This is a genomic window from Metallosphaera javensis (ex Hofmann et al. 2022) (assembly GCF_022064045.1).
GTDB classification, from domain to species: domain Archaea; phylum Thermoproteota; class Thermoprotei_A; order Sulfolobales; family Sulfolobaceae; genus Metallosphaera; species Metallosphaera javensis.
In genome coordinates this window covers 48,601-72,931 of sequence record NZ_JAKNCW010000004.1, presented here as the reverse complement: position 1 = coordinate 72,931, position 24,331 = coordinate 48,601, and the positions used below count along the sequence as shown (strand labels likewise).

The window sequence follows — 24,331 nt, the reverse complement described above, 5'->3', positions numbered from 1 at the left end:
GGAACCCCCATCATAAGTGATAGAAACTCCTCTCAGTAAACTCCTCTCCGTATAGAACATAGCACCAGCCCTGGAAAAGGGAATAAAATAGAACATCAGTATGAAATTGAGAGCTTCATATCGGCAGTATCGTTATTGGATATTATTACCTCCACTATGATGTCGCCACATCTCCTCCTCATAGTTATTTTGTTTTCTGAAAGGGATACCTTGAGGTTGGAACAGTTATTGAGGGATTTTAGCTTGAAGTTATAGTAAGGATTTCTCACTCTTCTAATAGCCTTGCTTACCACTCTCTCAAAAAGTGAGTTGGGATCTATAACCTGGTCACTCAATAGCGGAACCTTAAGCTTAACCTCTATGTAGTACTCGTTCACGTTAATCTCCATGGAGTCAAACTTCTTTGAGAAAGCGTAGGCGAAAAGCAGTGGAGAGACTAAGGAGTAGATAGTTGCTATCAACAGGAAATGTTTCATGTACTCAAAGGTGAAAAGTACGGTTGAGGCGAAGGAGAGAGGGGTTATGTAGAGTAGGTACGGAAGAGAGTTCCAAAAGTCCCTCATTCTCCTCGCTACGAGTAAGGTTGAGACCGCAGGACCTGCCCACGGAATTATTACGGAAAAAGACTGCAGTAACGTACCCCTCTCGTAACTGACCATATTAGATATTACTTAACTCGGGAATTAAAGCATTAATACTACTCCATTTAATAACTCTACTCGTATCAACCATGGAATTTGAAACAATAGAAACTAAAAAAGAAGGAAACTTGTTCTGGATTACATTAAACAGGCCTGATAAACTGAACGCCCTCAACGCTAAATTGCTTGAGGAGTTGCATAGAGCGGTTTCTGAAGCGGAGTCCGACCCTGATACAAGGGTAATAATCATCACAGGCAAGGGTAAAGCTTTCTGTGCAGGAGCTGACATAACTCAGTTTAACCAGTTAACTCCTGCCGACGCCTGGAAGTTCTCGAAAAAGGGGAGGGAGATCATGGACAAAATAGAGGCTTTGAGCAAACCCACGATAGCTATGATCAATGGATATGCCCTTGGAGGTGGATTGGAACTGGCCCTGGCCTGTGACATCAGGATTGCTGCGGAGGAGGCACAGCTTGGTCTTCCTGAGATAAACCTCGGAATCTATCCAGGATATGGAGGTACTCAGAGACTTACTAGGGTAGTGGGAAAGGGAAGGGCACTGGAGATGATGATGACGGGTGATCGTATACCTAGCAGAGATGCGGAGAGATATGGACTGGTGAACAGGGTTGTTCCCCTTGCTAACCTGGAGCAAGAGACAAGGAAGTTGGCCGAAAAAATAGCCAAGAAGTCCCCCATATCTCTGGCACTAATCAAGGAGGTGGTAAATAAGGGACTTGACTCTCCCCTACCCTCAGGTTTAGCACTGGAAAGCGTAGGATGGGGTGTTGTGTTCTCCACAGAGGACAAGAAAGAGGGAGTCAACGCGTTCTTGGAGAAGAGGGAACCAACATTCAAGGGAAAGTGAACAAAGGTATCTTGTGGCAGATTTAAGCACTAAACAACAAGTTAGCCTTGCTTTTTAGATCAACCTGGTAATTATGATCAAAATCAGCAGAATGGCCAGATAAGGCGAGGAGAACTTAAATGACCTCCACGCCTCCTCCCCGGTTGGATTTCTCATCAACCTTACACTGAAGTACATCTGTATGGCAGAGAGGATTAACGCAACTATCCCGTAGACCAGGCCTGCGTAGAGATAAAGGGCCAGGGCAAAGGGTATCATAAGTGCATTGGAGAGAGCTATCATCTTCGCGGAGAAGTTCTCAGACATTATCACAGGCAACATGGGTATCCCAGCCCGGGAATAGTCCTCCTTGAACTTCAGGGCTAGAGCCCAGAAGTGACCGGGAGTCCACATGAAAATCAGGAGGCCAAGAAGTAGGGAAGATATAGTGAAAGAAGACGTTGTGGATGCGTAACCTGCCCAAGCAGCTGCGCTCCCTGCTAGTCCACCTATTACTATGTTCAGTGGACTTCTTGGTTTTAGCCAGACAGTGTAAACCAGAACGTAAACCAGACCTCCAAGAAGAATGAAGAACGAGGTAAGAGGGTTATCCAAGAGTCCCATCAGTGTACCTAGGGCTAGAAGGGCAACTCCCACATAGATAGCCTCCTTCTGTGAAACGTAGCCCATGACTGTAGGTCTCTTGGAGGTCCTCTTCATAACCTTATCCTTGTCTATCTCTACTCCCTCGTTAATTATCATGGATCCAGCCGAAGCAAATGTTCCCCCTACCAACACTGCTAGGATGTTCAAGGGCATAAGCTTGCCTGAAAGAAATGCACCTGAGAGGGCAGCTAAATCCAGCAACCAAATAATCCTTGGCTTGCTCAGCTTAGCGTAATATATCAGCCTGGCTGAAATGGAAGTAGCCAACTTAATCCCGTTTTTTATTGTAGTATTCGCCACTTATAAATGTAAATCTAGAATGTTGGAATCAAATCAACCCCCTGCTCATGAGTACCATATCAGAGAACACCCCAAAGGCTGCGTTCTGTGGACCGGCACCTGGCCCTGTGATAACCACTTCCTGGATATCGGAGTGAATGTCCAGCGTATTGGTCACCCCATCAACGTGATATAGTGGATCCTCAGGTGAAACCTCCGTCAAGCTGACCCTGCTGGTTTTACCCTCAGAGACGGCAACCAGCTTAAGCTTCCTCGATCTACGTTTAGCTTCCTCTATCCTTGAAGGGGTTACGTTAACTATTCCGGAGAAGTCCACATCCTTGATGGAGATATTTCTGTTCATTGCAAAATTGGTCAGGATGGTGAGCTTTGCGGCTGCATCAAACCCGTTAACGTCATGCTCCGGGTTTGCCTCGGCATATCCCTTTTCCTGTGCTTCCCTTAGGGCTTGAGAGTAATCCAGCCCCTGATCCATGCGCGTGAGGATGTAGTTTGTGGTCCCATTCAGGATCCCCCTTATCTTCAAGATGGTGGACCCTTGCAACAGGCGAATAAGGTTTATTGAGGGTGTCCCGCTCATAACCGTTGCCTGAAACCCTATGGAGGCTCCATGCTTTCTGGCCTGGTTCATGATATCTCCATATTTCAAGGCTAGTGGAGCCTTGTTCGCCGTTATCACTGAGGTCCCCCGTGAAAGAGCCTCCATGTAAAGAGATACTGAGGGTTCCCCAGTTTCGTAATTAGCTGAGCTCACATCCACCACCAAGTCTGGATTCACAAGATTCAACGCATCCAGGGGCGTTCCTTCCCTTGTCTTCCTGAATTCCTCTGAGTCTCCCAGCATGATACCTCTCCTTGTGACAACTCCCTCTATAGTCACGTTTAACCCCAGCGAGGGCGCTCTCTCCTTGATCATCCTTCTGAGTGCCTTGCCCACATTTCCATATCCCAGAAGGAGAACCTTCAAGCTACTGGACTTCATGGGCAATCTTACCACCTATCTTACTTAATAGCTTAGCAGTGAGCCTCACTGCTTCTTCCACCAGTGATGGATCTATTCCCGCTACGCCTGCACCCAAGATCAGGACATCCCTGGTGGACATGTCCACACTGGTGAGAACTGAGTCCCTGTGGGGAAAGATATGCATAACCTTGCCTTCACCATCAATCATGATGGGGATAGCAGGGGGTAAGATCTCCACCTTGTTTCCTATCCCCTCAAACTTCTCCCCGCCCGAACTGAGCACCAGCATGGGTTCGCCCTTCATCTTATTCATATCGTATATGCCTATGGAAATGAGGGTCTCTGCACTTACCACGTTTCCCGCATCCACTATGTCGTTGATCCTGGGGAGCTTCCCGGTTCTAACCACTCTTCTCCTCAGCGCCTCACCGCTGGGCCTGGTCTTAGTGGGGTCAATACCCAGCTTCCAGTAAAAATCGCGGTACGCCCTTATCACAGGTATTTCCTTGAGCGATTCAGGGTTATCGGACCTGTACCTGCTTTCCACTGACGAGAGTTCGCCCTCAAACCTTCCCTGACCGTTGATGATATCCAGGACTTCAGTGTGCTTGAGGAAGATACCCATGGATGCGCATTTCTCCTGGACTGTGATCCTCACGATCACACCTCAAGGGATATGAGGAGTTTAGCCTTTTTCACCTTACCAATGGCGCTGAGCCTTCTTGCCAGGTTCTCAAGCTCGTATCTCTTCCCCTTCACCGCTATTGCCTCCATGCATAGCCTCTCGTTAACGTGAACATGTAAGGTTGAGATAATTGTGGCCTCATACTGATGCTCCACGGAAGTTATCTCCTCACTGCCGTCCTCCTCGTATACCAGGTTAAGGATACCGAAAACCTCCTCGTCCTTGCCCGTGAACTCTGCCAGGTACTCCGAGACTGCCATCTGGATTAATCTAGACCTGCTAACTCCCTCACTCTTGGCCCTCATCTGGAGCCTCCTCAGGGTCTCCTTATCCAGGGCCACGCTAATCTTTTCAACGTTCATGAATCAAATTTAGGGAGGAGGTTTATATCTTGCATGAACTTTTGAAGAGGAGTGAGGACCTTGGGGCCACCTTTTCAGACCTCAGGCTTTACGACGTGGATGAGCTGAGCCTTTTCGCCAGTGAAACCATGAGGCAGGTCACTTCCATGGGCAAGGATAAGGGTGGTTCCCTCAGGGTGCTGGTGTCAGGTAACTGGGGTTACGCTCACTTCACCAAGCTGAACCAAGACATTGTCAGGACTGCCGTTGAATCCGCATATGGAGATGAGAGGGTTAACATTGTGTTGCTTCCGCCCCTTCACGACAGGGTTGAGATAAGGACTAAGAAACCTGTAACCAAATCACCAGAGGAGATAATGAACGATATGATCAGGTTGAGGGATGATATAATGAGGGCTGATCCCAGAATAAGAAGCGTAAATGTGAGGTTTACCAACTCAAGGATACACAAGGAATACTTCAGTTCTGAGGACAGGGAGATAACTCTTGACTACGAGTTGAGCAACATCTCCGTTAGGGCGATAGCAAGGGAGGGAGACGTTGTGGCCTCCGCCAGCACATCGATGGCTACCTACCTGGGTTACCCGCTGGAGGTCTTTGACCCCAACGAGATAGTGGAGACAATCAAGAGGAGAATTGGAAATCAGCTCAGGGGTAAGGTTCCAAAGGGAGGTGACTCAGATGTTGTGCTGGCCCCAGATGTGGTTGGGGTATTCTCCCATGAAGCCCTAGGGCATCTCTCTGAGGCCGATTTAGCCATCAACGGTATCCTGGGGAACTTGAGAGGGAAGAGGATAGCGGAGGATTTCGTTACAGTGGTGGACTCGGGTAGATCGGATTATCCCATGGCTCACGGCATCGTGCCCTATGACGATGAGGGAGTGGAATCGCGGGACGTGAAGATAGTGGACAGGGGAGTTGTATCAGAATTCCTGGTGGACAGATACTACTCTGCCTATCTGGGAGAGAGACCCACGGGTAACGCCAGGGCAGAGGACTTCAGGAGCCCCATGCTCATCAGGATGAGGAACACCTACATGATGCCAGGGGATTGGAGTAAGGAGGAATTAATACGTGAAATCAAGGATGGGTATCTCCTGGTGTCTCCACTTGGAGGGCAAACCAGCCCCGATGGGACATTTCAGTTCGGAATTCAGGAAGGCTACAGGATAGTGAAGGGGGAAGTTACGGAACCTCTCAGGAACGTTGGTATCTCTGGCTACACCCTTGAGACCCTGGGAAGGATAAGCGGCATCTCCAAGGACTTTGGAATGTGGCCAGGGTACTGCGGAAAGGGAGGACAGAGCGTCCCAGTGAGTACGGGAGGTCCTTACATCAAGGTCAGGGTTAAGGTGGGAGGAAATGAGTGATCCCTTCTCCTTGGTTAACAGGGCAAAGAACCTAGGTTACGCGTGCGAGATATATTACGTGGAAAGATGGGAGTATAGCCTGGCTAAGGAGAAACAGTACCAATCCAGTAATCTGAAAGAGATGGGTTACGGTGTCAGGATTTTCAAGGATGGAAGGGTTGGTTTCGCGTTCAGCACAGACCTGACTGACGAAGTTCTGGATAGGGCCATCTCCGTGCTCAGGGTCTCAGAGAGAGATCCTAACAATGAGATCCCTCCGGCCAGCAAACCGTCGTTGTTATCCCTGGATCGCGGGGAGGATTTGGTTGAACCCTCCAAGGAGACCTTAAAGTCATTGGAGGACCTGCAGGAAAAGGTCAATGTTGTGGGACTCTACGCCTCTGCAACGAGGGTGAAGGTGGGTGTTGTTAATACGGAAGGTCTAGACGTGAGTGAGATTAGATCCTCGGTCCACGCTGGGGTAACGGCCAACTACAAGGACCAGGCCATTGTCACTCCTGAGATTTACGAGTCGAGATCGGGTAGATCTTTCAAGGAGATCCAGACAGACGAACTCAAGGAGAGTGTCGTGGAGAAGGTAAGCGTCACGAAGAGCAGAATCAAGCTTGAGACTAAACCCAGCAGGATTGTTCTGAACACCAAGGCTATCTCCGAGTTGCTCTATCCGCTCCTCTCCTACTCCGTGAATGGGGAGAACGTGTACAGGAAAAGATCTCCACTGGATTTAGGACAGGTTTATGGAATGATAACCGTAGTGGACAATCCAAGGAATGAGAAGTCGGAACTGAGCAGATCATTTGATGGAGAGGGTCAGGCCACTTCAGAGAGGACCCTTATTGGGAAGGGCGTCTTTCAGGGAGTTCTAACGAACTGGTACTGGTCAAGGAAGATGGGAGTTCCCAATTCTGCCTCTGCAGTTAGATCTTACATGTCAACTCCCAGTGTGGGCCCATCTCTCATGCAGATATTCTGCGATGAAAAACAGGAACTGGAGGAAAATGACTTGGTAGTGGACCAAGTCCAAGGAGTCCACACCAGTAACTGGGATACTGGAGAGTTCGGAGTTGTGGTTCCAGTTGCGTGGGTTGTGAGAAAGGGAGAGAAAGTGGGAGTCAGGGAGGTTGTGCTATCAGGTGACTTAAAGACTCTACTGAGGGGAGTCAAGGGAGAGGTAGGCTCCCGTAAGCGCGTATGGGCAATTGAGTCTCCTGATCTGGCCGTAGAGGGACTTACCATTGTCTCTTAACAGTGTTAATAAGTGCGTAGGAACCGAAAATCGCGAAGATTTAAAAGATCCCTTTCCTATTTTTGGCTGAGAATATGTTTAAACATATTTTAGTTGCGTTTGACGGGTCCGAGAACGCCAAGAGAGCTCTAAATGTGGCAATAGACCTCTCAAAGAAGTATGAGGCCAAGCTGGATGTTGTGGAAGTGGTGGACACTTCGGTGCTTCTGGGCGCGGGAATAGGTCCAGTGCCGCCTGATGTAATTGAGTCCCTCTACAACAAGGCTAAAGCTGACATTGAAACCGCAAAGAAGATGGCAGATCAGGCCGGTGTAAAGGCTGAGGGCGTGATAGTGGAGGGAGACCCGGCAACGGCCATCATGGATTACGCCTCCAAGAACGGAGTGGATCTCATAGTGACTGGGAGCAGGGGATTATCCACAATAAAGAGGATGTTCCTAGGTAGTGTTTCATCTAGAATTATTCACGAGGCCAAGATGCCCGTCCTCGTGGTAAAGTAAACCTTTATTCCTGTTTTTATTCAGATCTAGCATGAAACTAACTGTAGTTGGTTCTGGACCTGCAGGCCTTTATTCCGCATTGACAGCCTCTGAACAGGGGGCTAAGGTTACACTGGTGGACAGGTCAGAAAGGCTTGGCGGTACATGTGTTTTATTCGGCTGTATACCCTCTAAGGCGATGATGTCGCCCCTCTTCCTGAGTTACGCTGCCCGAAAATATGGTAAATCGGTGGAATTCTCATACTCCGAACTTGAGGACCTCGCTAGGTCTGTAGTCCAGCGGGTTAGCAAGGGTGTAGAGTACATGTTGGAGTCCGCTGGGGTGGAGGTTGTTAGGGGAGAGGCCGAACTGCACTCTGGAAAGGTACAGGTAGGCGGACAATCCCTTGAGTCGGATGCTGTAGTGGTGGCAACTGGGACGGAGAAACCTAATATTCCGGGTACTATAGCATCAGACGACCTTCACTTTCTGGACAGAGGCTTTAACTCCGTTCTCCTGATAGGCGGTGGAGTAGGTGGTGTGGAATACGGGTGGTTACTCCACCTGGCTGGGAAGAAGGTAACCATAGTGGAGAGGGAGGATCAACTTCTTCCGGGCCACGATAGGGATCTCAGGGTCAGCGTGACCTCCCATTTCAAAAGGCTGGGGATAGACGTCAGGACTAACTCCACGGCAGAAATCTCAGAAAGGGTGAAAATAAACGGACAACCAGAAGATTTTGACCTCGTGGTATTTACCTTTGGCCGTAAACCTGCAGTAAAGGGTTTCGAAGACCTAGTTGGTAACAAGTGGATAAGCGTGAACGAATACATGGAAACCAAGGTTAATAGGGTCTATGCGGCGGGAGATGTTACTGGAACGTTCACAGCCCATGAGGCAATTCACAAGGGAATAGTTGCGGGCCTTAACGCCAGCGGGCTAAGAAGGAGATATAGGGGCGATGCTGTGCCCAAGGTCCTTTACACCCACCCTGAAATAGCCTACGTCGGAGCAACTGAAGGAAAATGCGTTAAACTTTCGATGACGGAAGTGGTAAGGGCAGTTGCTGAGAAATCAACCGAGGGTTTCATCAAGGTCTGCGTGAATGAGGATGGAACATTAAGGGGCGGAGTGGCCTTCAGTGAAAGAGCTGAGGACATAATTTCCATGCTAGCCCTTCTCATGCAACTCCACGTCAATGTACAGGACGCCAGGGAACTGATGGTACCCCATCCGTCATACCTGGAGGGTTTATGGGAGGCACTACGGCGTCTCAAGCCTTAGAACCTCTTCCACCTCAAAAATTCCACATTCGGTAACCAGTCTTCCCAATTTGTCCACGAAGAGAGCCGTGCATCTCTTTTCCCAATCCTTTCCCTTCAGGATAACTTCCCTTTCTGCTATTGATAGATTCTCATTGAGCTCAGCAACAATCCTGTCCGTATCCCTGACCATATACCCCCCTATCTTGTCAAGTATCTGTTCAAGGAGGGAGTCATTATCGACTTCATGTCCCAGCTCCAGTTTGAGTGAAGTGGCAACTATCCCCTGAGGAAATGAGGTTACGTTCGTGTTCACCCCAAAACCAATGAAACCTGTGCCCCTTTCTCCCATGGTGATAGCCTCCAGCAGAACACCAGATACCTTCTTGTCATTTATCACAATGTCATTGGGCCACCTTATCTTGGCATTAACATACCTTGAGAGGACATTCCTGATCGAGAGCGCCACCTTCAGGGTGGAGATCCCAATTTCCTCTACGTTAAAGTTCTTGATGACATAAGTCACCCACAATCCACCTCTAGGGGAATACCACTCCCTTCCATATCTTCCCCTGGCCTTTGTCTGTTCCTGAGCAACAACTACGAAATCCCCATCCACCATTTCGCTTACTGCTTCAGCGAAGTCCTGTGTGGACGTGACCCTTTCGAGCCTAATTACCTGCAATTTGCCTGGCCTCCTCAACTGAGTGTATTATCATGTGAGCTGAGGCCTTCTTTGCCCTGTTCATTATGGCAAGTCCTATTCCCTTCTCAGGAAAGGGTTCCATGACGCCCATCTCCACGTCCATGGAATCAAGTTCCCTGAAGGACTTAAACAGATTCTTGGCCACGGTGTATAGATTTTCACTAGTCCCGAGGATTATCTTTGGCTCCTCTACATCCTCACAGGTTTCCTGGGAACAGAGAGCTGCTACCCTCTTTCTCTGTCTCAGTGTTTTAACCACTTCCTTGAAGATGGACTTCTTCTCCACCAAGTAAAGGGGCTTACTGGGCGCATAATGCTTGTACTTCATTCCTGGGGCCAAGGCCACGCTAAATTGTCCCCCTTCGGTAACCTCCCTTGGAACCACAATCTCACCCAGCAGGGAGTTAAGCTCTTCCACCGTGAACGGACCAGGTCTAAGAAGAACTGGAGGAGCTACAGTGAGGTTTATGATGGTGGACTCTACCCCGAAAAAGGTCTCTCCGCCATCAATTACCACGTCCACCGAACCGTCTAAGTCCTGAATAACGTGCTCCGCAAGGGTCGGGCTTGGCTTAGTGGCCAGATTAGCACTGGGTGCGGCAATAGGTACCCCGCTTTCCCTAATTAGCTGAAGCGCAATTGGATGAGCTGGCATTCTCACCGCCACAGTGTCAAGTCCACCTGTTGTTTCGAGGGGAACCTTGGGGTTTCTCTTGAGTATGAAGGTTAGCGGACCAGGCCAGACTCTCTGCGCAAAATCCAGGACCTCAGGTGGAACTTCCACGCTCACCTCCTCCAGTTGATTGAGGTCAGCTATATGCACTATGAGAGGATTATCCATGGGTCTTCTCTTAGCCTTAAAGACCTTCTCTGCGGCCTTTGGATCGAACGCATTACCGCCCAGTCCGTATACGGTCTCTGTGGGGAAGGCAACTAGACCGCCAGACTTGATCACTTCAGCGGCCTTCCTGATGAGGTCTATTTCCGGATTGAGAGGATCAACCTTCAGCACAATCATTTAGGCTTTTATGGATAATCTCTGTTTTATGTTTGAGTGATGAGGAACCTCCGAGGCTAATTGATGGCATAGGCGCTCTTTACTGACGCATGACCGATGATAGATGAGGTGATCTCTGAAGAGTGATGAGCCTCAAACCGTAAATAACATAGAACAGGTCTAAAGAAATTTAAAAACTAAGAATTAAATTTGGTCACTATTTTCAACTTCTAAAATAGAATACTTATTAGGACCTAAAGCCACTTCTACCGTGATCAACAATGAGCGATCAATTACTTCTCACAGGAAACTTGGAGGAGTCGGCCCGCAAGGCTGCGCAGTGGTTACTCAACAGGAAACCGGTGAAAACCCTAAGGGATTGGGGAATAGCGTTCTCGTTGTGGCCCCCGCATTTCACCACTAGCTGTTGCGGAACTGAGTTCGGGGCGTTCGCCGCAGCAAGGTTTGATGCAGAGAGATTTGGAATGCTTCCCTTCGCTTCCTCTAGGCAGTCAAATATCTTGACAATTGAGGGAACTTTAACTAGGAAGATGGCTCGAGCAGCTAGGATTGTATACGATCAGATGCCGGAGCCCAAGTACGTTATTGCCCTAGGCGCGTGCATCCTTGAGGGAGGAATATTCTGGAATTCCTACAATACGGTACTTCCCTCTGACGTGGGAATACCGGTTGACCTCTACCTACCGGGATGCCCCACAAGACCTGAGGCCATTGCTAGAGGTCTTCTGATGTTACAGAAGAAGATAAGGACTCAGGGAGCCATAAGAACGTAGACGTTATTTACGTTAGTTCCAGTGGGCCCAGTGGCAATCACGGCTCCCATTTTCTCAAGTAACTCGTACGATGAGTGAGCCTCCAAGGCTTTCCTTATTTCCCTCTTGGACACATTCGTTCCCCCTGAAACCACGCAGCCCGCGTACTCGCTATTTCCATCAACACCGTCTGTGGCTATAGCGTATAGCTTAACCTCTGGCACCCTCACCCATTCCAAGAAGGACAGGCAAACCTCACCATTTCTTCCGCCCTTGCCTGTAGGACCCCTCACCGTCACCTCAGGCTCTCCACCCAAGAGGAGAGTGAATGGTCTCTTGAGACCGGAATTCCTGGTATTCACAATAGAGGCAAGAAATGCCCCTAAGGATCTGGCCTCTCCCCTAACTTCGCTGGAAAGTATAGTTGCTCCAGGCATATCAGTAAGGCCTTGGAGAACGTCATCCACACTTTGAATGAGAAAGGCCCAAGAGTTGTCCAGCCTTTTTGGTGTTTCCTCTAGATATTCTGACAGGTCTAGGTTCAACTGTTCCAAGAGTTCCTTCGCCTCATCCACGGTAGAGGAATCTGGGAGTGTGGGCCCGCTTCCCACCACCGATAGGTCATTTCCTGGAACGTCACTCACAACCAGAGTAACCACTGGAGATCTGCTCAGGGTGGCAAGTCTTCCACCCTTAACCTTTGAGAGATGTTTCCTGACCACGTTAATCTCATCTATTCCAAGTCCAGATATCACAAGCCTCTTCATGGCCTCCACGTAACTGGAGGGTGGAGGAATTGGATCCTCCATAAGGGAGGACGCGCCTCCAGACAGGAGAAAGATAACAAGATCGTAGTCCCAGGATGTGAGGGCTTCTCTCACCTGCCTCCCAGCCCTGAAGCTATCCTCATCTGGGTAGGGATGGGAAGACTGTATAACCGTGGCATTGCCCTCAACGTTGAGGCCATCTCCCTTGGGCTTAATCACAATTGCCTGATAACTGCTCAACCTTTCCAAGAAGAAGTTGGCCATCCTCACTGAGGCCTTGCCCACTGATATCACGAGAGGTTTGGAGAAGCGAAACCTCGCCCCCTCCACTACCAACTCGTTACTCCTTACCTGTACTTTCCTCTCTAATGCTCTCCTCGGATCCGAAAGAGCCAGCACCCTCTCTACTACCTGATCCACGATACATCATGAGGAACCCTACAGTTAAAAGGGCTAATCCCACCAGAACAACCGGAAGCCTGGTCCCAACCACGCCAACAATGAATGAGTAGGAAAGCGCAAGCGTGGAGGCCACAAGCGACGAGATGGTGGTGATGAGACCCCAGGTTCTTCCCATCAGGCTATTGGGAACCCTGAGCCTGAGATCTGATCTGATGGAAATGGACTGAATAGAGCTCAGAAGCCCCCTGATCACCAGCAACGCATAAACCAGGTCAAGGGGAGATAGGGCTATCATTACAAGAACTAAGCCTAGGAGCAGTGAACCAGCCCTGGCCCATACCTTCACCGAACTTTCCCTTATCTTCTCGCCGCTCAGAATCGCCCCTATTCCGTTCCCCATTGTGGTTAGCAGGCTCACCAGCGCAAGTGAAGGTTCAATTGATGACACCACGAAAACCAGGCTGTTCATCATTACCGGGATTACGTCGAGAAAAGAGAAAACTAGTACTGGATAAAGCAGTAACCCCTTGGGAATCTTCCCCCTGTGCTCCTCTTTCCTGGCTCTGACCCTGACATTTCCTATGAAGAGCACCGTCAATCCTCTCATCAGTGACGCAATGGAGAGAAATAGCGTAATCCCCAGAGCCGGATAGGAAAGGCTAACTAGACCTCCTATGACGGAGGAAATGGAGATGGTAAGCGAGTTAAGCGAAGTCCCTCCCAGAACCTGCCTTCTCTCCATAACGGATTGCACAAGGCCTGCGGAGAGAGGACCATTGAGAGAGGTGAGTAGGTTGAAAGCGATGTAGGAAACTGGGGTTAGCTTGAGACTCAGGATGGGCAACAGCATGAGCCCTGCCTGAGATAGCCTTGTCAGCATGAGGGCTTTTCTCCTGTCAAGCGAATCACTGATATACCCGGAGGGAAGGCGTATCAAGGCGCCTGCCAGCATGGTTCCTCCGACGACCAGAGAGTAAAAGGAAGGAGAGACCAGCAAAAGGATGTAAGCTGTTATTACATTGAACATTATTCCAGAGATGTGGGAAAGGGAGATGGAAGCCCAATAAAACCTGAAGCTCTTGTTCTCGCTCAGTATCTTACCAAGTCTCAACCCTTCTTCAACTCCTTATAGAGCTGAGATGCGACCTTTCTCCCTTCCCTGCTGAGGTCGTAATATATCCCCTTGGGCTTGGTTCCCATCTCCTTAGCTTTCACCTTCAGCCAAGGCTTTACCGAGGACGTAACTGACCTCTTTAGTGAGCCCTGAAATCTAACTAGATAACCCAGCCTCTCCAGCTCCACGCACTCCTTCTCCACCAGATCAGGATCATACTTTGGGGCCCATCCACTTTCTCCCATGAGACGTCTGGCCATATACCAGGGGTTATCTGGTCCGAACTTGTAGATATGTGTCAGGATCAGCTTTTGAAGGTCATTGAGTTCCACGAACTATCACCTGTTCCGTGAGCGATCTGGGCACAACGCTTTCCCTATCATCGTTCTGAATCTTAACCTCTCCGCGTGAGTTTTGCACCACCCTCACCTTTCTCCCGGGTAAGAGTCCGAGAGAATCTGCCATTCTCAGTATCCACTCCTTTTCCTTCACAATCATGAGCACCGTGTATTCTCCGGGCTTCGCTTCACTTAGCTGTATCCCCTCGACCTGCTCTTCCCTACCTGGAATTGGATGCCCATGGGGACAGGTCTTGGGATGACCCACAACCTCATCTATCTTATCCAGTACGTCCTCCGGCCAGATGTGTTCCAGCCTGTGAGCGAGCTCGTGAGCTCTGATCCAGTCCAGACCAATTACGTCTGTGAGGAGTCTCTCAGAAAGGCGATGAGATCTAATCAACCTCACGGCAAGTCTCTTTCCATCCTCGGTGAGCCTAATCCTCCTGGATTTCCTGTCTATAAACCCTAAGGATTCAAGCCTATCCAATGCCTTACTTATGGTACCTGGGGATATTGAGAAAGCCTCTATCAGATCCACGACCTTGGCATTACCCTTAGTTTCCTCAAGCTCGTAGATCTCCTTAAGGTAATTTTCCAGTGGCTCAGATAATTCTGACATAAACTCTATTTCTCACGCCTTGATTTTAGTCTTTATACTTTCAATGAGTCTGGTGACCGATTCCTCCTTGGCGAATACCTCAATATGGGCGTTAAACTTCCCCATAATCCCCTGGTCCTTAAGGTAGGCCTTTACGTTATTGATAACCTCGTCAACCGCAGATGAGATATGGTCGTGGAGGCCGGTCTTGGACAAACCATCAGGAACCTCCACGTTATCTACTTTCACAATTGCATAGAATTTCTTACTATCTCCCGTCAATGGGATCGCCAAATATGATAGAGTAGTACGTTGGTAAAAAGATTAAGGTACGAAGCTCGAATCAACAAAAATATTTAAGCGTGAGGACAAACAATTCTTTGATGTTTAAGGTAATTTTTAGAGTGACCACGGAAAGAAGGGACACGGAAGGTTTGGCGGGAATCAGGAGGGCTGGTTTTATCCCCTATATGGCTAAGAGAAACGGAGACGAAGAGATATACTCAACGGTTTACAGGACAAACGATATTGAGGAGCTTAGAGAGGCAATTAGTGAGGCTGCATTTTTCCTAGGAAAGGCTGGGAGGAAGGGCGGACAGAACTTTGCCACTGTTTTTAAGGTTAACGACAGTTACCTGGGAAAGGGTATAGGAGGCGTGCTGGGAGCGTCTCTTGGGCTGAAGTTGGGTGGTATCCCTGGTTTATTCATAGGCGCACTGGGAGGACTTCTCCTAGGGGAGGTTTTTGACATAGAGTTAAATGAAACCTATGCAGGTGTATACACATGGCCAATGTCGATAGGGCAGTAACGAGGAGAGTAGTCAGCATACTGATAGGTTCGATGATGTTTTTCTCCTCAGTATACCTTGTGGACAAAGTACCCTTTAATCTCTTTGAAATGATAGCTACCTTCAATCCCTACATCCTGTATTACGTGGGCCTTATACTGGGAGCGGAGAGAATTATTTTCGGGATAACTAATAACAAGAGGCTATATTACCTTCTCATGGGCGAAGGTGATCTAGCAGCTTACGTTGTGTTCAGCATGTTCTTCTTTGGTATATTCATGGGCCTTTACATAGGCATATACGCCCTCTTCCTTCAGGGTTTACTTGTTAAGATTGCAGAGGTCGTGAATGGGGTCTCGTACATACTGTTTGCCATAGCCCTGTGGTCCCTACCCTGATGTTTTTACGCAATTTATTAAGGACCATGGACCCATCTGCCTGATGCTTGAAGTTTTGAGCTCAAACCTTTCCGAAATGCCCACGTAGAAGCTCTCCGGCCTCAACTCCAGTTTCCACCACTTTGAAAGCAACTCAGCAATCCTACCTCTTCTGGTGAGCACTCCCATTGTGCACTTCCCGTTTCTCTTCAACACCCTAGAGATCTCAGAGACTGGCTTTGATGGGTCGGGGAACATATGTATCACAAACATGGACGTAACGCCGTCAAAGGATTCATCCCCAAAGGGAAGAGATACGGCGTCCCCTCTCACTGCGATAACCCTTGGCCTTCTCTCCTTGAGAATCCTGAGAAATTTCAGAGAAATGTCAAGCCCGTAACAGTTTTCGCATTTAACATATTCAAATATCTTTCCAGGACCGGTTCCCACGTCCAAGAACTCCCTTCCAGAGGAGTGAGAGGCCACATCCCTGAGTACAGACGAGTAGGTGGCTTTCCCCGTGATCAGGAACCCAAGAGGGGCCCATACATCCTCATAAAGTGGTGCCACTTTCTCAAGGATATCATTGCTCTTGGGCTCCTGCTGGAGGAAATCATAGATTCCGTCAACAACCCTGTATGCATGGCCCTTGGGGCATTTGAGATCGTTAGATAGGGGAAGTCTATCAACAGGACAAACGAAAGCCATGCTAAACTTTCATTGAGTACATATAAATATGCTTGATAAGGTCCTTAAGTGTAACAATATATAAACTGTGATCTACAGAAAAGATTAGACTTCCCACACCTTTCTGCATCATGAGCTCCGCACCATCCCTTAAACTGATGCCTGTGTCGCCCTTAACCAGGTAGGGGACCATGACCTGCTTCACTTCCTCCTGAAGAGTTAACTTATCTGAAAATCTATAAACAATGTCCCTTGCAGATATCATTCCCAGTGGTTGATCTTCGACCACAGGCAAGTGCCTTATGGAGTTCCTGACCATTATCTCGGCCGCAGTTGAGAGCCTGGTGAATCCCTCCACGGTAATTGCTCTCACAGCCAGATCGAACATTCTTTCCTCATCGCTCCACTCGTAACCCCTGACCAGGTCCTTTTCTGTCACAATCTTTCCATCCACTATTACAGCATCCACAGAGTTCTGCATCATAGCCTTAGCTATCTCTAGTGGGTCTCCCTTCACCTGGATTATCCTTTTCAGCTTCACGTTACTCAGCTTGTCTTCAACCGACCTCTCCAAGATCTGCCTCATGGCCTCATCAACGGTAAACAGCCCGGCCATCTTGCCCTCACACGTGACCACAATCCTTCTTATTCTGTTAGTTTTCATGAAGAATATCGTGTCTAGAACAGTTGAGGAACAATCCAGCGAGATAATCTCTGAGCCTTCAATCAAGAAGTTTTACCTCTTTAATTCCCCATTTTTTCATTAACCTATAAAGCGTCATGTATACCATTTTATCTTTTTGTTCAGGAAATACCTCAAGGGAGACGCTATGCTTGCATTGAGAGGCCTCTTCCACTATCTCCCTCACTAACTCATCAGCTTCCGAGGGGTTATTCACCAAGAATTTCCTACCCAGATCCCTATCAGCGAAACCCTCCACAAGGATGACATCGGCGGGAATCAGATCTAGGTAATCGGGAGAGGAACATCTCCAGAGGAGAGCGCAATCATTGCTGTGCAACACTGTCACGTCAGATCCAGCACTCATGAAGCGCGCTGTGTCCTTTCCCGAAGGGTTTATCTCGTGATGGGTATGTTTCACCGTAGCTACGGTCAAACCTCTCTCCTTTAGGGCTGAGACAGCTCTCTCTATTACCAGCGTTTTCCCGCTATCCTTCTTTCCCACTATCTGAAAGATGCAATCCATATTAACTGGGAATATCGATGGATTATGAATGCTCATTCCAATCGATGAAGCTAGATCCCTCATTGAGAACATGTCAGTGTCGCCCGTCAGAAGGGCAAGACTGGATCTCATGTCTGCGGTGGGAAAGGTTCTCGCGGAGGACGTGATAGCCCTCAGGGACACGCCTGAAAGGGACATCTCTGCCATGGATGGGTTCGCATTCAGGTTCAGTGACCTGCAGGAAATGAAGGAACTGAGAATAGTTGGGAAACTCTTCCCCTCAACCAGGGAATTGCCTACCCTAGGAAGGGGAGAGGCGTACTACATCACCACCGGCGCACCGCTACCCGTTGGTGCTGACACCGTTGCCAGGGCAGAGTTCACCAGGGTAGTGGGCAATACCCTCACGATTAACGGGCCGGTGAGCAGGGGAAAGGATGTTCGCCAAAGGGGAGAGGACGTGAAGGCGGGAGAGCTTCTTATCCCCAGGGGAACTTACCTGACTCCTTACCACCTTCCAATTCTTCTACAGCAGAGGATAAACGAGGTTGAGGTTCTAGATATCTCCTTCTGTATTTTCGGAAACGGCGACGAGATAGTTCCATGGGGATCCGAAGGGGATGGAATACCTGACTCCATCGGACCAGCGTTCATGAAACTACTCGAGAGGTTCGGGCGAACCCATTATCAGGGGATAGCCAGGGATAACCTTGATGACGTAAAGAAGATGATCTCCAAATGCGCTGGGGGTTTCGATTTCGTTTTGTCAATTGGTGGCTCTTCAGTTGGCGAGAGGGATTTCGTGAAGAGGGCCATCTCTGAGATGGGGAAACTGCTCTTTGAGGGAGTGTCCACCAACGTAATAAAGAGGGGAGCCGTGGGAATAGTCTCGGGTAAACCGATTCTTGTCCTGCCGGGTCAAATAGTGTCAGCGGTTACAACATTTCATGAGCACGGGCTTCACATACTCACGAGGATGACGGGAATGGAATTGAGGGAGTATGTTAAGTGCAGACTGGGAAGCGAGGTCACAGTGGATCACAAGATGGATTCCACGTATCTCGTCAAACTTGATGGAGATAGGGCGTTCCCCCTTAGATGGGGCGTAGGTCTATATAGCGAGCTGGGTAAGGCCTCAGGGTTTACCATACTGAGGAGAGGGACAACATACAGGGAGGGCGAAGAAATAGTTGTTCAGAGATTCCTTTGATGTTGTGATCTTGGCAGGAGGAAATTCCACCAGATTCGGCACGGACAAATGCGAGTTCGAAATTGACGGCAAATCAATGTTGAGGAGAGTGGCTGATCTCTTTCAATCTCCCATTGTTGTCACGGACAGGCCTAGAGATGTTAACGGAAAAATCGTTCATGACAGGTGGAAGGAAGGACCACTTAAGGCGCTCAAACTTGCCCTGGAACATATCTCTGGGGAAAAGGTTTTCGTAACAGGATGCGACTTTCCCTTCCTTTCCAGGGAACTTGTGGAAATGTTATGCTCCAAACAGGAGTATGTGGCCACCACACTCACGTGCGGTAGAATTCAGCCATTGTTATCGTGCTATTCCCTCAGCTATCTGAGGAGCAGTATTAACAGTTTTAACTCCATGACTGATCTCATAGTCAACTCGCCCTCCATCTACATTGCAGGATACAGGGAAGTTGCCATGTTGGATCCCAGGTTAAGGTCCCTGCTCAACGTAAATAGGTTGAGCGATCTCTGGAAGGTACAACATCTCTTCTGGAATACTAGAATTTTAAGTAATACGGAAAGATTATCTGTTCTATAGCTCAAGAACAAGGTGCGACTATGATTACCTCCATGAGATTTGATAATACTCTAGCTAGAGAAAATTAAAAATAATTTCGGACTCACCTATGATAGATCATGTATATATTCAGAAGTTTACCCTAAGGTACAAAATAGATATCACTATTATCCTTGTTCTTCTACATTAGTTTTTAGGATGATATACGTGAATAATCTTTAAAATACTTCACAGGTTACTATTAAATCAGATCCCTAATGGCAAAGGGAAAGGAGAAGAAGGGACAGGCACAAGGCCAGCCACAGCAGTCTGGCGAAAAGAAGAAATAATGAGGTAGAAGTACGCTTAATATATTAAAAGTTAGCTCTTTTTTGTTATGAAAGTTTGTTCCCTTTTTTCGGGTGGAAAAGATAGTACTTTTGCTCTGCACTGGGCTATACTGAAGGGATTCGAAGTAGAGTGTCTGGTGACCATTCTACCCAAAAGAAAGGATTCCTGGATGTTTCAGTACAATAACGTAGAGCTAACAGAATATCAGGCGGAGGTCTTGGGGATCCCGCTCGTTACTGTAAGGTCATCAGGGGAAAAAGATGCTGAACTATCTGACCTCAGAATGGCACTGAAAACGGTCAAGTCCAGGGGAGCCATGGGTATAGTCACTGGCGCGCTGTTGTCTGACTACCAGAGAATGAACATCAATATGCTAGCGGACGAGCTGGACCTGAAGGTGTACTCTCCCCTGTGGAGAAAGGACCAGGAACGTTATATGAAAGAGCTCATTGAATACGGATTTGAGTTCATCATAACCTCTGCCACGGCGTATGGCTTTCCCTTTGAACTGGTGGGAAAGGTGATCACGATGGAGGACGTGGAGAGGATAGTGGAAAGGTCCAGGAAGTTCGGGTTCAATCCAGCTTTTGAAGGAGGTGAGGCTGAGACCTTTGTGATTAACGCACCGCTGTTCAAAAGAAAATTAATTGTGGAAGGTAAGGCTGTTAAACTAGGCGAATTTGAGTGGGAATATCGAATAGAACATATACGTTAAGGAACTGCTCCTTTGCCCTAGATCACGATCAGATCTTGAGATCAACTAACATTGTGATTGATAATGGTTACATAAAATACGTGGGCAGGGAGGTTGAGGGAGACGAGCTGGATTGCAGTGAGTACGTTGTGATACCCGGTCTGGTCAACGCTCATACTCATTCGGCCATGACGGTTCTGAGGGGCGTATTCGACGATGGTGAGCTCCACGAATGGTTGGCCAGAATGTGGGAAGAGGAAAGGAAACTTACAAGGGAGATCATGGCCTTAGGTTCAGAACTGGCAGTAATTGAAATGCTTTCCTCCGGAACCACAGCGTTCGTGGACATGTATTTCAACCCTGACCAGGTCAGGGATCTCGCAACCAGATACGGGATAAGGGCGATGGCTGGACCTACACTCATGCGGGAGAAGAGTGTAGATGAAACCATAAGGGAAATGAAAGGACTGGAGGAGAGCGAGCTCTTCAGGCCCATAGTGAACGTTCATAGCCTCTATGCTACAGAACTCAAGAAACTCAGGGAGTTAAGGGATAGCCTGACTCAAGAATACCATCTTCACATTCACCTCTCAGAGACTAGGGAAGAGGTATTTCAGATCAAGAAGAAGTATGGAATGTTCCCGGTTGAGTTAATACACAGGGAAGGCCTAGTTCCGCATGTGCATGGGGTCCACCTGGGATGGGTAACATCATGGGAGCTAAACTATCTAAGGGGGTCCATCGCAATAACACACTGTCCCACATCCAACATGAAACTTGCCACCGGAGGAGCTTTTCCCATGAAGGAGGCATTGGATCAGGGACTCAACGTTACCATAGGAACTGATGGCGCGGCAAGTAATAACTCGCTCAACATGTTCCATGAGATGAAGACGGCTGTTTTACTTCAGAGACATAACTACTGGTCCACGGGGATAACGGCTACTGACGTGTTTAAGGCTTCAACCATCAACGGGTACAAGATGTTGGGCATACGTGGTGGAGGGATCAAGCCGGGATACGTTGCTGACCTTGTCCTGCTCAATAAGGATGATCTATACCCCCTGGTAAGAGAGAGGCTCCTCTCCCACCTGGTTTACAACCCTCCCAGAGAAGTTGAAAAGGTGATAATTCAAGGAAAAGTGGTATATCAAAAGAATGACTTTAAGGAAAGGTTAAAGAAACTCCTGGAGAAGTTAAGCTTTTACCTCTAAGGGCTTGAATTCCTGGTTAACAAGTTCAGCCATCTTCTCTGAGCAATCTCTTATATCGCTCAACATTTTTCCCTTGAGGTCGTTATACTCCTTCGCCTTGTAAAGATATCTAGGCCTTCCAGCCTTATTTCCTGGCTCCTTAATCCTCATGACTAGGTTCATTTCAAGCAACTTGTTAAGGCTCCTGTTTATTGAAGCCTTGGACAGCTTCAGTTCCTTTTCCAGTTCCTCAGTTCCTCTGGCTCCTCCCCTCATTAACCCCATCAAAACCTGAACGTCAGTCTCGGACAATCCGTAACAAAAGGAGAGTATATCTACTAAACCAGCATCTTTCCCTGAAGGTAGTTTTATTCTAGCTCCACTTATCTGACTTTGAGACATTATAACCACAAATAAAGAATGTAATCACGAGCTATATATATTTTTTCCTAACGATTTATGGATATCATTTGAACTACCCCTTGGAGAAAAGGCGTTATACAAAATAAGAGATAATAGGAGTAAATATAATTATGTGAATTCTTCCACTAGAGACCATATTCTCACTTAAAGACCTAGAACATTTAATTACACATTTAGAAAAGATTTATATACCTCTTCCAATAGATAGGTATCATAGTGATCTAAATGGAAGTTGAAGAGATAGTAAAGGTCAGCAGGAATTATCAAGTAACGATTCCTGCAAAGATCAGGCAAAAATTCCAGATAAAGGAAGGGGATCTTGTAAAGGTAATCTATGACGAGAAGGAAAATGCTGTAAAGATTTCCATAATGGGGGAGCCGTGGAAATAATTTTTAATCTTCAAAATTTTTAATCTTTTTTATGCTTCTAGATGCTCACGCTCATATTGATGTGAAAGAGTTTGATTCCGACAGAGATCAAGTTCTCTCCAGGTGCGAGATTCTGATTGTGAATGCTGGTGTGGACCTTACCACTAACTTAACTACGCTGGAATTATCTAAGAGATATAGAAATGTTATACCTGCGATTGGTTTTCATCCTGAATTCATAGAAAGGGTTGAGCAGGAACTGGAACAAATAAAGGCATTGGTGAACATTGCTCCCATAATCAGTGAAGTTGGTTTAGATTACTTCTGGATTAAGGATGAGACTTTGAGGAAAAAGCAGAGAGAGGTTTTAGAGATTTTCATGCAACTGGGACAGGCTCAAAATAAACCTCTCATAATCCATTCTAGGGGTGGAATGAGGGAGATTCTGGACCTAGTCCCCAGTTATGGGGTGAGGTTTGCAATTCACGGGTATGAGGGCAGTGTAAGGGATGCTTTAAAGATCGTGGAATTGGGTGGCTTCGTGTCTTTTCCACCTATAATCGTAAGGGACAAGGGGAGAAGAGAGATAGCGAAGCATGTGCATGAGGATCACATTCTCACAGAGACCGATTCACCTTTCATGGGACCTGACAAGAGCAGAAATGAACCCTGTAACGTAAGGATAACCATTGAAACCCTCACAGAAATAAGGAAAGCAAAAAGAGAGGAAATTGAAGAAAAAATTATGAATAACTTCAGGAGGTTACTTGGACCTCATTTCTCCTCGCTGGGAGCGAATCTGACGAATAGATAGAATGCTATGAATCCCAGGAATGCCATGGCCGTAAACAGGCCTGTGTAAGGCGCTGCCGCTGAGTGTAGGGTTATATCTACGAGCTCCCAGACAAGGAGGAGAATGGCCAGTACGTAGCCTATACCCAATAGCTTGAAGAAGCTCACCATTTAGCTCCCCTCCACAAGAATTGTCCCCCAGGCTCCCATGACGTAGCCCTTATCCTGTCCTATGAAATTGTTGGACATTCCCTGGGGATTATAGACGTTGTAGACTGGGGTAACTATTCCATACACGTATGCAGGGGCCGTTGCGTTGAAGGTGAAGGTTATTGGAGTGCTGTAGGTTATGGGCTTTTGAGCGACCGGAGTTATGGTACCGTTCCACCAGACTGCATAGACTCCAACCATCACGTTGGACACGGGACTGGCAACACCGCTGGACGAGTAGTTGTACAGGTAATTGTGGTCGCTGGCGGGAGTGGTGAACACCAGGTTGAGAGTCACCTGTTTGCCTGCCTGAGCTACCAGTGTTGGACCTGGAACAGAGCTGTTGAACAAACCGTACTTATCCGTGACTAGGGTGACTGGTCCGTTTATTGTTACTATGGGCGGATTGTAGGGATCTCCTACTAAACCATTAGTCTGAGCTCTAGTGTCTTGGGCTTGTAGCTGTGAAATTGAGGTTGAAGAGAAGTAACCGTTTGTGGGAAGGACTAGCAGTTCGCCCTCCTGATAGCTGAACCATGGCCCGTTATATTCACCATTGAGGAAAACGAAGGGTCCTGTAATATTGGGCACCCTCAATGCATCGTAAGTGGTTAGCCCGGGAACTATCTGGTCGTCCACTACCTGGTCCGCGTAGTCCGGGAAGTAGAAGTTTCCTGTAACGTCAGCGGAAGTGATGGTAAGGTTCAGCCAGTCGCCTGGATGAGCCACTATCAGGTTATAGAGAACTGGGGATCCCAGTTCCTGAGCATTAACTGCACCACTTTCCTGAGCCTTGAATACGTATTGTTCCGCTACTATCCTAGTGTTGATAATATCCTGAGACGACACCTTGCTCAGAACTGAGAGTGTATTGGGAACTCCTCCCACTGTGAAGTCCTGAGGGAGAGTACCAACTATAACAACAGCGAATAAAATAATCACGAATAAAGCCCAAGCCAACTCATATTTCTCCTTTTTGTCCATTTTTATCAC

32 protein-coding genes are annotated in these 24,331 nt (G+C 47.8%); 14 read left to right on the top strand and 18 right to left on the bottom strand.

Features of this window, described 5'->3' with window-relative positions; translation table 11 throughout:
• Nucleotides 1–95: 95 nt before the first annotated feature.
• Nucleotides 96–659 (bottom strand): hypothetical protein, encoded by a 564-nt coding sequence (locus L3N51_RS04515; RefSeq protein ID WP_238025740.1) that lies wholly within the window; start codon nucleotides 657–659, stop codon nucleotides 96–98.
• Nucleotides 660–730: 71 nt separating this feature from the next.
• Here L3N51_RS04515 and L3N51_RS04510 point away from each other — a divergent pair, with 71 nt between their 5' ends.
• On the top strand, nucleotides 731–1,510 hold the full coding sequence (locus L3N51_RS04510) for a 3-hydroxypropionyl-CoA dehydratase (RefSeq protein WP_238025738.1): 780 nt from the start codon (nucleotides 731–733) through the stop codon (nucleotides 1,508–1,510).
• Nucleotides 1,511–1,564: 54 nt separating this feature from the next.
• Here the strand turns inward: L3N51_RS04510 and cyoE are convergent, their stop codons facing one another.
• The 4 genes from cyoE to L3N51_RS04490 all read right to left on the bottom strand — a co-directional run bounded on the left by cyoE (nucleotide 1,565) and on the right by L3N51_RS04490 (nucleotide 4,466).
• Nucleotides 1,565–2,422 (bottom strand): heme o synthase, encoded by an 858-nt coding sequence (gene cyoE / locus L3N51_RS04505; RefSeq protein ID WP_238025736.1) that lies wholly within the window; start codon nucleotides 2,420–2,422, stop codon nucleotides 1,565–1,567.
• Between the two features lie 61 nt (nucleotides 2,423–2,483).
• Nucleotides 2,484–3,422 (bottom strand): homoserine dehydrogenase, encoded by a 939-nt coding sequence (locus tag L3N51_RS04500; protein WP_238025877.1) that lies wholly within the window; start codon nucleotides 3,420–3,422, stop codon nucleotides 2,484–2,486.
• Nucleotide 3,423: 1 nt separating this feature from the next.
• Nucleotides 3,424–4,080 carry a B3/B4 domain-containing protein gene (locus L3N51_RS04495; protein WP_428846156.1) on the bottom strand — a complete coding sequence of 219 codons (657 nt, stop codon included), beginning with the start codon at nucleotides 4,078–4,080 and terminating at the stop codon, nucleotides 3,424–3,426.
• Entirely contained in the window at nucleotides 4,080–4,466 is a 387-nt protein-coding gene (locus tag L3N51_RS04490; protein WP_238025733.1) for a CopG family ribbon-helix-helix protein, read from the bottom strand. The genes L3N51_RS04495 and L3N51_RS04490 overlap by 1 nt, the downstream gene beginning before the upstream one ends.
• A gap of 26 nt (nucleotides 4,467–4,492) precedes the next feature.
• Between L3N51_RS04490 and tldD the strand changes: the two genes are divergently transcribed.
• The 4 genes from tldD (at nucleotide 4,493) to L3N51_RS04470 (ending at nucleotide 8,846) form a co-directional block, all read left to right on the top strand.
• On the top strand, nucleotides 4,493–5,836 hold the full coding sequence (gene tldD, locus L3N51_RS04485; protein ID WP_238025875.1) for a zinc metalloprotease TldD: 1,344 nt from the start codon (nucleotides 4,493–4,495) through the stop codon (nucleotides 5,834–5,836).
• Nucleotides 5,829–7,082, top strand: a complete 1,254-nt coding sequence (locus L3N51_RS04480; protein ID WP_238025732.1) for a TldD/PmbA family protein — start codon at nucleotides 5,829–5,831, stop codon at nucleotides 7,080–7,082. Before tldD ends, L3N51_RS04480 begins: the two co-directional genes overlap by 8 nt.
• A 74-nt stretch (nucleotides 7,083–7,156) precedes the next feature.
• The gene (locus L3N51_RS04475) at nucleotides 7,157–7,582 is read left to right on the top strand and encodes a universal stress protein (RefSeq protein ID WP_238025731.1); all 426 of its coding nucleotides are present in this window, start codon (nucleotides 7,157–7,159) and stop codon (nucleotides 7,580–7,582) included.
• A gap of 31 nt (nucleotides 7,583–7,613) precedes the next feature.
• On the top strand, nucleotides 7,614–8,846 hold the full coding sequence (locus tag L3N51_RS04470) for an FAD-dependent oxidoreductase (protein WP_238025730.1): 1,233 nt from the start codon (nucleotides 7,614–7,616) through the stop codon (nucleotides 8,844–8,846).
• On the opposite strand, the gene L3N51_RS04465 is transcribed toward L3N51_RS04470, so the two are convergent.
• Both L3N51_RS04465 and L3N51_RS04460 read right to left on the bottom strand, forming a co-directional pair.
• Nucleotides 8,826–9,509, bottom strand: coding sequence for a biotin--[acetyl-CoA-carboxylase] ligase (locus tag L3N51_RS04465; protein ID WP_238025729.1), 684 nt, complete (start codon nucleotides 9,507–9,509; stop codon nucleotides 8,826–8,828). The two genes, L3N51_RS04470 and L3N51_RS04465, sit on opposite strands and share 21 nt — an antisense overlap.
• Entirely contained in the window at nucleotides 9,496–10,548 is a 1,053-nt protein-coding gene (locus L3N51_RS04460; RefSeq protein WP_238025728.1) for an L-threonylcarbamoyladenylate synthase, read from the bottom strand. The genes L3N51_RS04465 and L3N51_RS04460 overlap by 14 nt, the downstream gene beginning before the upstream one ends.
• 260 nt (nucleotides 10,549–10,808) lie before the next feature.
• Here L3N51_RS04460 and L3N51_RS04455 point away from each other — a divergent pair, with 260 nt between their 5' ends.
• The gene (locus L3N51_RS04455) at nucleotides 10,809–11,321 is read left to right on the top strand and encodes an NADH-quinone oxidoreductase subunit B (RefSeq protein WP_012021939.1); all 513 of its coding nucleotides are present in this window, start codon (nucleotides 10,809–10,811) and stop codon (nucleotides 11,319–11,321) included.
• On the opposite strand, the gene L3N51_RS04450 is transcribed toward L3N51_RS04455, so the two are convergent.
• Genes L3N51_RS04450 through L3N51_RS04430 form a run of 5 tightly spaced genes read right to left on the bottom strand, consistent with a single transcriptional unit; the run spans nucleotide 11,300 to nucleotide 14,816 of the window.
• A complete protein-coding gene (locus tag L3N51_RS04450; protein ID WP_238025727.1) occupies nucleotides 11,300–12,487 on the bottom strand; it encodes a glycerate 2-kinase in 1,188 nt (395 codons plus the stop codon). The genes L3N51_RS04455 and L3N51_RS04450 overlap by 22 nt on opposite strands.
• The gene (locus L3N51_RS04445; protein WP_238025725.1) at nucleotides 12,408–13,580 is read right to left on the bottom strand and encodes an MFS transporter; all 1,173 of its coding nucleotides are present in this window, start codon (nucleotides 13,578–13,580) and stop codon (nucleotides 12,408–12,410) included. The genes L3N51_RS04450 and L3N51_RS04445 overlap by 80 nt, the downstream gene beginning before the upstream one ends.
• Nucleotides 13,577–13,843, bottom strand: coding sequence for a hypothetical protein (locus L3N51_RS04440; protein ID WP_255776147.1), 267 nt, complete (start codon nucleotides 13,841–13,843; stop codon nucleotides 13,577–13,579). The genes L3N51_RS04445 and L3N51_RS04440 overlap by 4 nt, the downstream gene beginning before the upstream one ends.
• Before the next feature lie 58 nt (nucleotides 13,844–13,901).
• Nucleotides 13,902–14,543: a metal-dependent transcriptional regulator gene (locus L3N51_RS04435; RefSeq protein ID WP_238025722.1), complete on the bottom strand. Its 642-nt coding sequence runs from the start codon at nucleotides 14,541–14,543 to the stop codon at nucleotides 13,902–13,904.
• 12 nt (nucleotides 14,544–14,555) lie between these two features.
• The gene (locus tag L3N51_RS04430; protein ID WP_425597971.1) at nucleotides 14,556–14,816 is read right to left on the bottom strand and encodes a hypothetical protein; all 261 of its coding nucleotides are present in this window, start codon (nucleotides 14,814–14,816) and stop codon (nucleotides 14,556–14,558) included.
• A gap of 89 nt (nucleotides 14,817–14,905) precedes the next feature.
• Here L3N51_RS04430 and L3N51_RS04425 point away from each other — a divergent pair, with 89 nt between their 5' ends.
• Both L3N51_RS04425 and L3N51_RS04420 read left to right on the top strand, forming a co-directional pair.
• Nucleotides 14,906–15,331, top strand: coding sequence for a hypothetical protein (locus L3N51_RS04425; protein ID WP_238025721.1), 426 nt, complete (start codon nucleotides 14,906–14,908; stop codon nucleotides 15,329–15,331).
• Nucleotides 15,307–15,708, top strand: a complete 402-nt coding sequence (locus L3N51_RS04420) for a hypothetical protein (protein ID WP_238025720.1) — start codon at nucleotides 15,307–15,309, stop codon at nucleotides 15,706–15,708. Before L3N51_RS04425 ends, L3N51_RS04420 begins: the two co-directional genes overlap by 25 nt.
• On the opposite strand, the gene L3N51_RS04415 is transcribed toward L3N51_RS04420, so the two are convergent.
• From L3N51_RS04415 to mobB, 3 genes are read right to left on the bottom strand one after another with little or no spacing between them, the layout of a single operon-like run.
• A complete protein-coding gene (locus L3N51_RS04415; protein ID WP_238025719.1) occupies nucleotides 15,700–16,395 on the bottom strand; it encodes a class I SAM-dependent methyltransferase in 696 nt (231 codons plus the stop codon). The genes L3N51_RS04420 and L3N51_RS04415 overlap by 9 nt on opposite strands.
• Before the next feature lies 1 nt (nucleotide 16,396).
• Nucleotides 16,397–17,104 carry a CBS domain-containing protein gene (locus L3N51_RS04410; protein WP_238025718.1) on the bottom strand — a complete coding sequence of 236 codons (708 nt, stop codon included), beginning with the start codon at nucleotides 17,102–17,104 and terminating at the stop codon, nucleotides 16,397–16,399.
• Nucleotides 17,097–17,582, bottom strand: a complete 486-nt coding sequence (mobB, locus tag L3N51_RS04405; protein WP_238025717.1) for a molybdopterin-guanine dinucleotide biosynthesis protein B — start codon at nucleotides 17,580–17,582, stop codon at nucleotides 17,097–17,099. The genes L3N51_RS04410 and mobB overlap by 8 nt, the downstream gene beginning before the upstream one ends.
• 28 nt (nucleotides 17,583–17,610) lie before the next feature.
• On the opposite strand from mobB, the gene L3N51_RS04400 reads away from it, so the two are divergent.
• From L3N51_RS04400 to L3N51_RS04385, 4 genes are all read left to right on the top strand, one after another.
• Nucleotides 17,611–18,771: a molybdopterin molybdotransferase MoeA gene (locus L3N51_RS04400; protein WP_238025715.1), complete on the top strand. Its 1,161-nt coding sequence runs from the start codon at nucleotides 17,611–17,613 to the stop codon at nucleotides 18,769–18,771.
• Nucleotides 18,752–19,348: a molybdenum cofactor guanylyltransferase gene (gene mobA, locus L3N51_RS04395; RefSeq protein ID WP_238025714.1), complete on the top strand. Its 597-nt coding sequence runs from the start codon at nucleotides 18,752–18,754 to the stop codon at nucleotides 19,346–19,348. Before L3N51_RS04400 ends, mobA begins: the two co-directional genes overlap by 20 nt.
• Before the next feature lie 355 nt (nucleotides 19,349–19,703).
• Nucleotides 19,704–20,372, top strand: a complete 669-nt coding sequence (locus L3N51_RS04390; RefSeq protein WP_238025713.1) for a diphthine--ammonia ligase — start codon at nucleotides 19,704–19,706, stop codon at nucleotides 20,370–20,372.
• A complete protein-coding gene (locus tag L3N51_RS04385) occupies nucleotides 20,342–21,565 on the top strand; it encodes an amidohydrolase (RefSeq protein WP_238025711.1) in 1,224 nt (407 codons plus the stop codon). Before L3N51_RS04390 ends, L3N51_RS04385 begins: the two co-directional genes overlap by 31 nt.
• Here L3N51_RS04385 and lrs14 read toward each other — a convergent pair.
• Entirely contained in the window at nucleotides 21,548–21,946 is a 399-nt protein-coding gene (lrs14, locus tag L3N51_RS04380) for an HTH-type transcriptional regulator Lrs14 (protein ID WP_012021954.1), read from the bottom strand. The two genes, L3N51_RS04385 and lrs14, sit on opposite strands and share 18 nt — an antisense overlap.
• Nucleotides 21,947–22,192: 246 nt before the next feature.
• Here lrs14 and L3N51_RS04375 point away from each other — a divergent pair, with 246 nt between their 5' ends.
• Nucleotides 22,193–22,357 carry an AbrB/MazE/SpoVT family DNA-binding domain-containing protein gene (locus tag L3N51_RS04375; RefSeq protein WP_012021955.1) on the top strand — a complete coding sequence of 55 codons (165 nt, stop codon included), beginning with the start codon at nucleotides 22,193–22,195 and terminating at the stop codon, nucleotides 22,355–22,357.
• Between the two features lie 31 nt (nucleotides 22,358–22,388).
• Nucleotides 22,389–23,150, top strand: a complete 762-nt coding sequence (locus L3N51_RS04370; protein ID WP_238025710.1) for a TatD family hydrolase — start codon at nucleotides 22,389–22,391, stop codon at nucleotides 23,148–23,150.
• Here the strand turns inward: L3N51_RS04370 and L3N51_RS04365 are convergent.
• Both L3N51_RS04365 and L3N51_RS04360 read right to left on the bottom strand, forming a co-directional pair.
• The gene (locus tag L3N51_RS04365) at nucleotides 23,111–23,299 is read right to left on the bottom strand and encodes a hypothetical protein (RefSeq protein ID WP_012021957.1); all 189 of its coding nucleotides are present in this window, start codon (nucleotides 23,297–23,299) and stop codon (nucleotides 23,111–23,113) included. The two genes, L3N51_RS04370 and L3N51_RS04365, sit on opposite strands and share 40 nt — an antisense overlap.
• Nucleotides 23,300–24,322, bottom strand: coding sequence for an oxidase (locus tag L3N51_RS04360; protein ID WP_238025709.1), 1,023 nt, complete (start codon nucleotides 24,320–24,322; stop codon nucleotides 23,300–23,302).
• Nucleotides 24,323–24,331: the final 9 nt, after the last annotated feature.

What these genes read in the sequence shown, in the direction of transcription:
- L3N51_RS04420 (WP_238025720.1), top strand. Translation starts at nt 15,307, where the DNA reads ATGGCCAATGTCGATAGGGCAGTAACGAGGAGAGTAGTCAGCATACTG.
- L3N51_RS04490 (WP_238025733.1), bottom strand. Translation starts at nt 4,466, where the DNA reads ATGAACGTTGAAAAGATTAGCGTGGCCCTGGATAAGGAGACCCTGAGG.
- L3N51_RS04435 (WP_238025722.1), bottom strand. Translation starts at nt 14,543, where the DNA reads ATGTCAGAATTATCTGAGCCACTGGAAAATTACCTTAAGGAGATCTAC.
- L3N51_RS04370 (WP_238025710.1), top strand. Translation starts at nt 22,389, where the DNA reads ATGCTTCTAGATGCTCACGCTCATATTGATGTGAAAGAGTTTGATTCC.
- L3N51_RS04415 (WP_238025719.1), bottom strand. Translation starts at nt 16,395, where the DNA reads ATGGCTTTCGTTTGTCCTGTTGATAGACTTCCCCTATCTAACGATCTC.
- L3N51_RS04375 (WP_012021955.1), top strand. Translation starts at nt 22,193, where the DNA reads ATGGAAGTTGAAGAGATAGTAAAGGTCAGCAGGAATTATCAAGTAACG.
- L3N51_RS04460 (WP_238025728.1), bottom strand. Translation starts at nt 10,548, where the DNA reads ATGATTGTGCTGAAGGTTGATCCTCTCAATCCGGAAATAGACCTCATC.
- L3N51_RS04470 (WP_238025730.1), top strand. Translation starts at nt 7,614, where the DNA reads ATGAAACTAACTGTAGTTGGTTCTGGACCTGCAGGCCTTTATTCCGCA.
- L3N51_RS04510 (WP_238025738.1), top strand. Translation starts at nt 731, where the DNA reads ATGGAATTTGAAACAATAGAAACTAAAAAAGAAGGAAACTTGTTCTGG.
- L3N51_RS04390 (WP_238025713.1), top strand. Translation starts at nt 19,704, where the DNA reads ATGAAAGTTTGTTCCCTTTTTTCGGGTGGAAAAGATAGTACTTTTGCT.
- L3N51_RS04515 (WP_238025740.1), bottom strand. Translation starts at nt 659, where the DNA reads ATGGTCAGTTACGAGAGGGGTACGTTACTGCAGTCTTTTTCCGTAATA.
- L3N51_RS04400 (WP_238025715.1), top strand. Translation starts at nt 17,611, where the DNA reads ATGCTCATTCCAATCGATGAAGCTAGATCCCTCATTGAGAACATGTCA.
- L3N51_RS04440 (WP_255776147.1), bottom strand. Translation starts at nt 13,843, where the DNA reads ATGGCCAGACGTCTCATGGGAGAAAGTGGATGGGCCCCAAAGTATGAT.
- L3N51_RS04365 (WP_012021957.1), bottom strand. Translation starts at nt 23,299, where the DNA reads ATGGTGAGCTTCTTCAAGCTATTGGGTATAGGCTACGTACTGGCCATT.
- L3N51_RS04360 (WP_238025709.1), bottom strand. Translation starts at nt 24,322, where the DNA reads ATGGACAAAAAGGAGAAATATGAGTTGGCTTGGGCTTTATTCGTGATT.
- L3N51_RS04475 (WP_238025731.1), top strand. Translation starts at nt 7,157, where the DNA reads ATGTTTAAACATATTTTAGTTGCGTTTGACGGGTCCGAGAACGCCAAG.
- L3N51_RS04455 (WP_012021939.1), top strand. Translation starts at nt 10,809, where the DNA reads ATGAGCGATCAATTACTTCTCACAGGAAACTTGGAGGAGTCGGCCCGC.
- L3N51_RS04425 (WP_238025721.1), top strand. Translation starts at nt 14,906, where the DNA reads ATGTTTAAGGTAATTTTTAGAGTGACCACGGAAAGAAGGGACACGGAA.
- mobB (WP_238025717.1), bottom strand. Translation starts at nt 17,582, where the DNA reads ATGGATTGCATCTTTCAGATAGTGGGAAAGAAGGATAGCGGGAAAACG.
- L3N51_RS04480 (WP_238025732.1), top strand. Translation starts at nt 5,829, where the DNA reads ATGAGTGATCCCTTCTCCTTGGTTAACAGGGCAAAGAACCTAGGTTAC.
- lrs14 (WP_012021954.1), bottom strand. Translation starts at nt 21,946, where the DNA reads ATGTCTCAAAGTCAGATAAGTGGAGCTAGAATAAAACTACCTTCAGGG.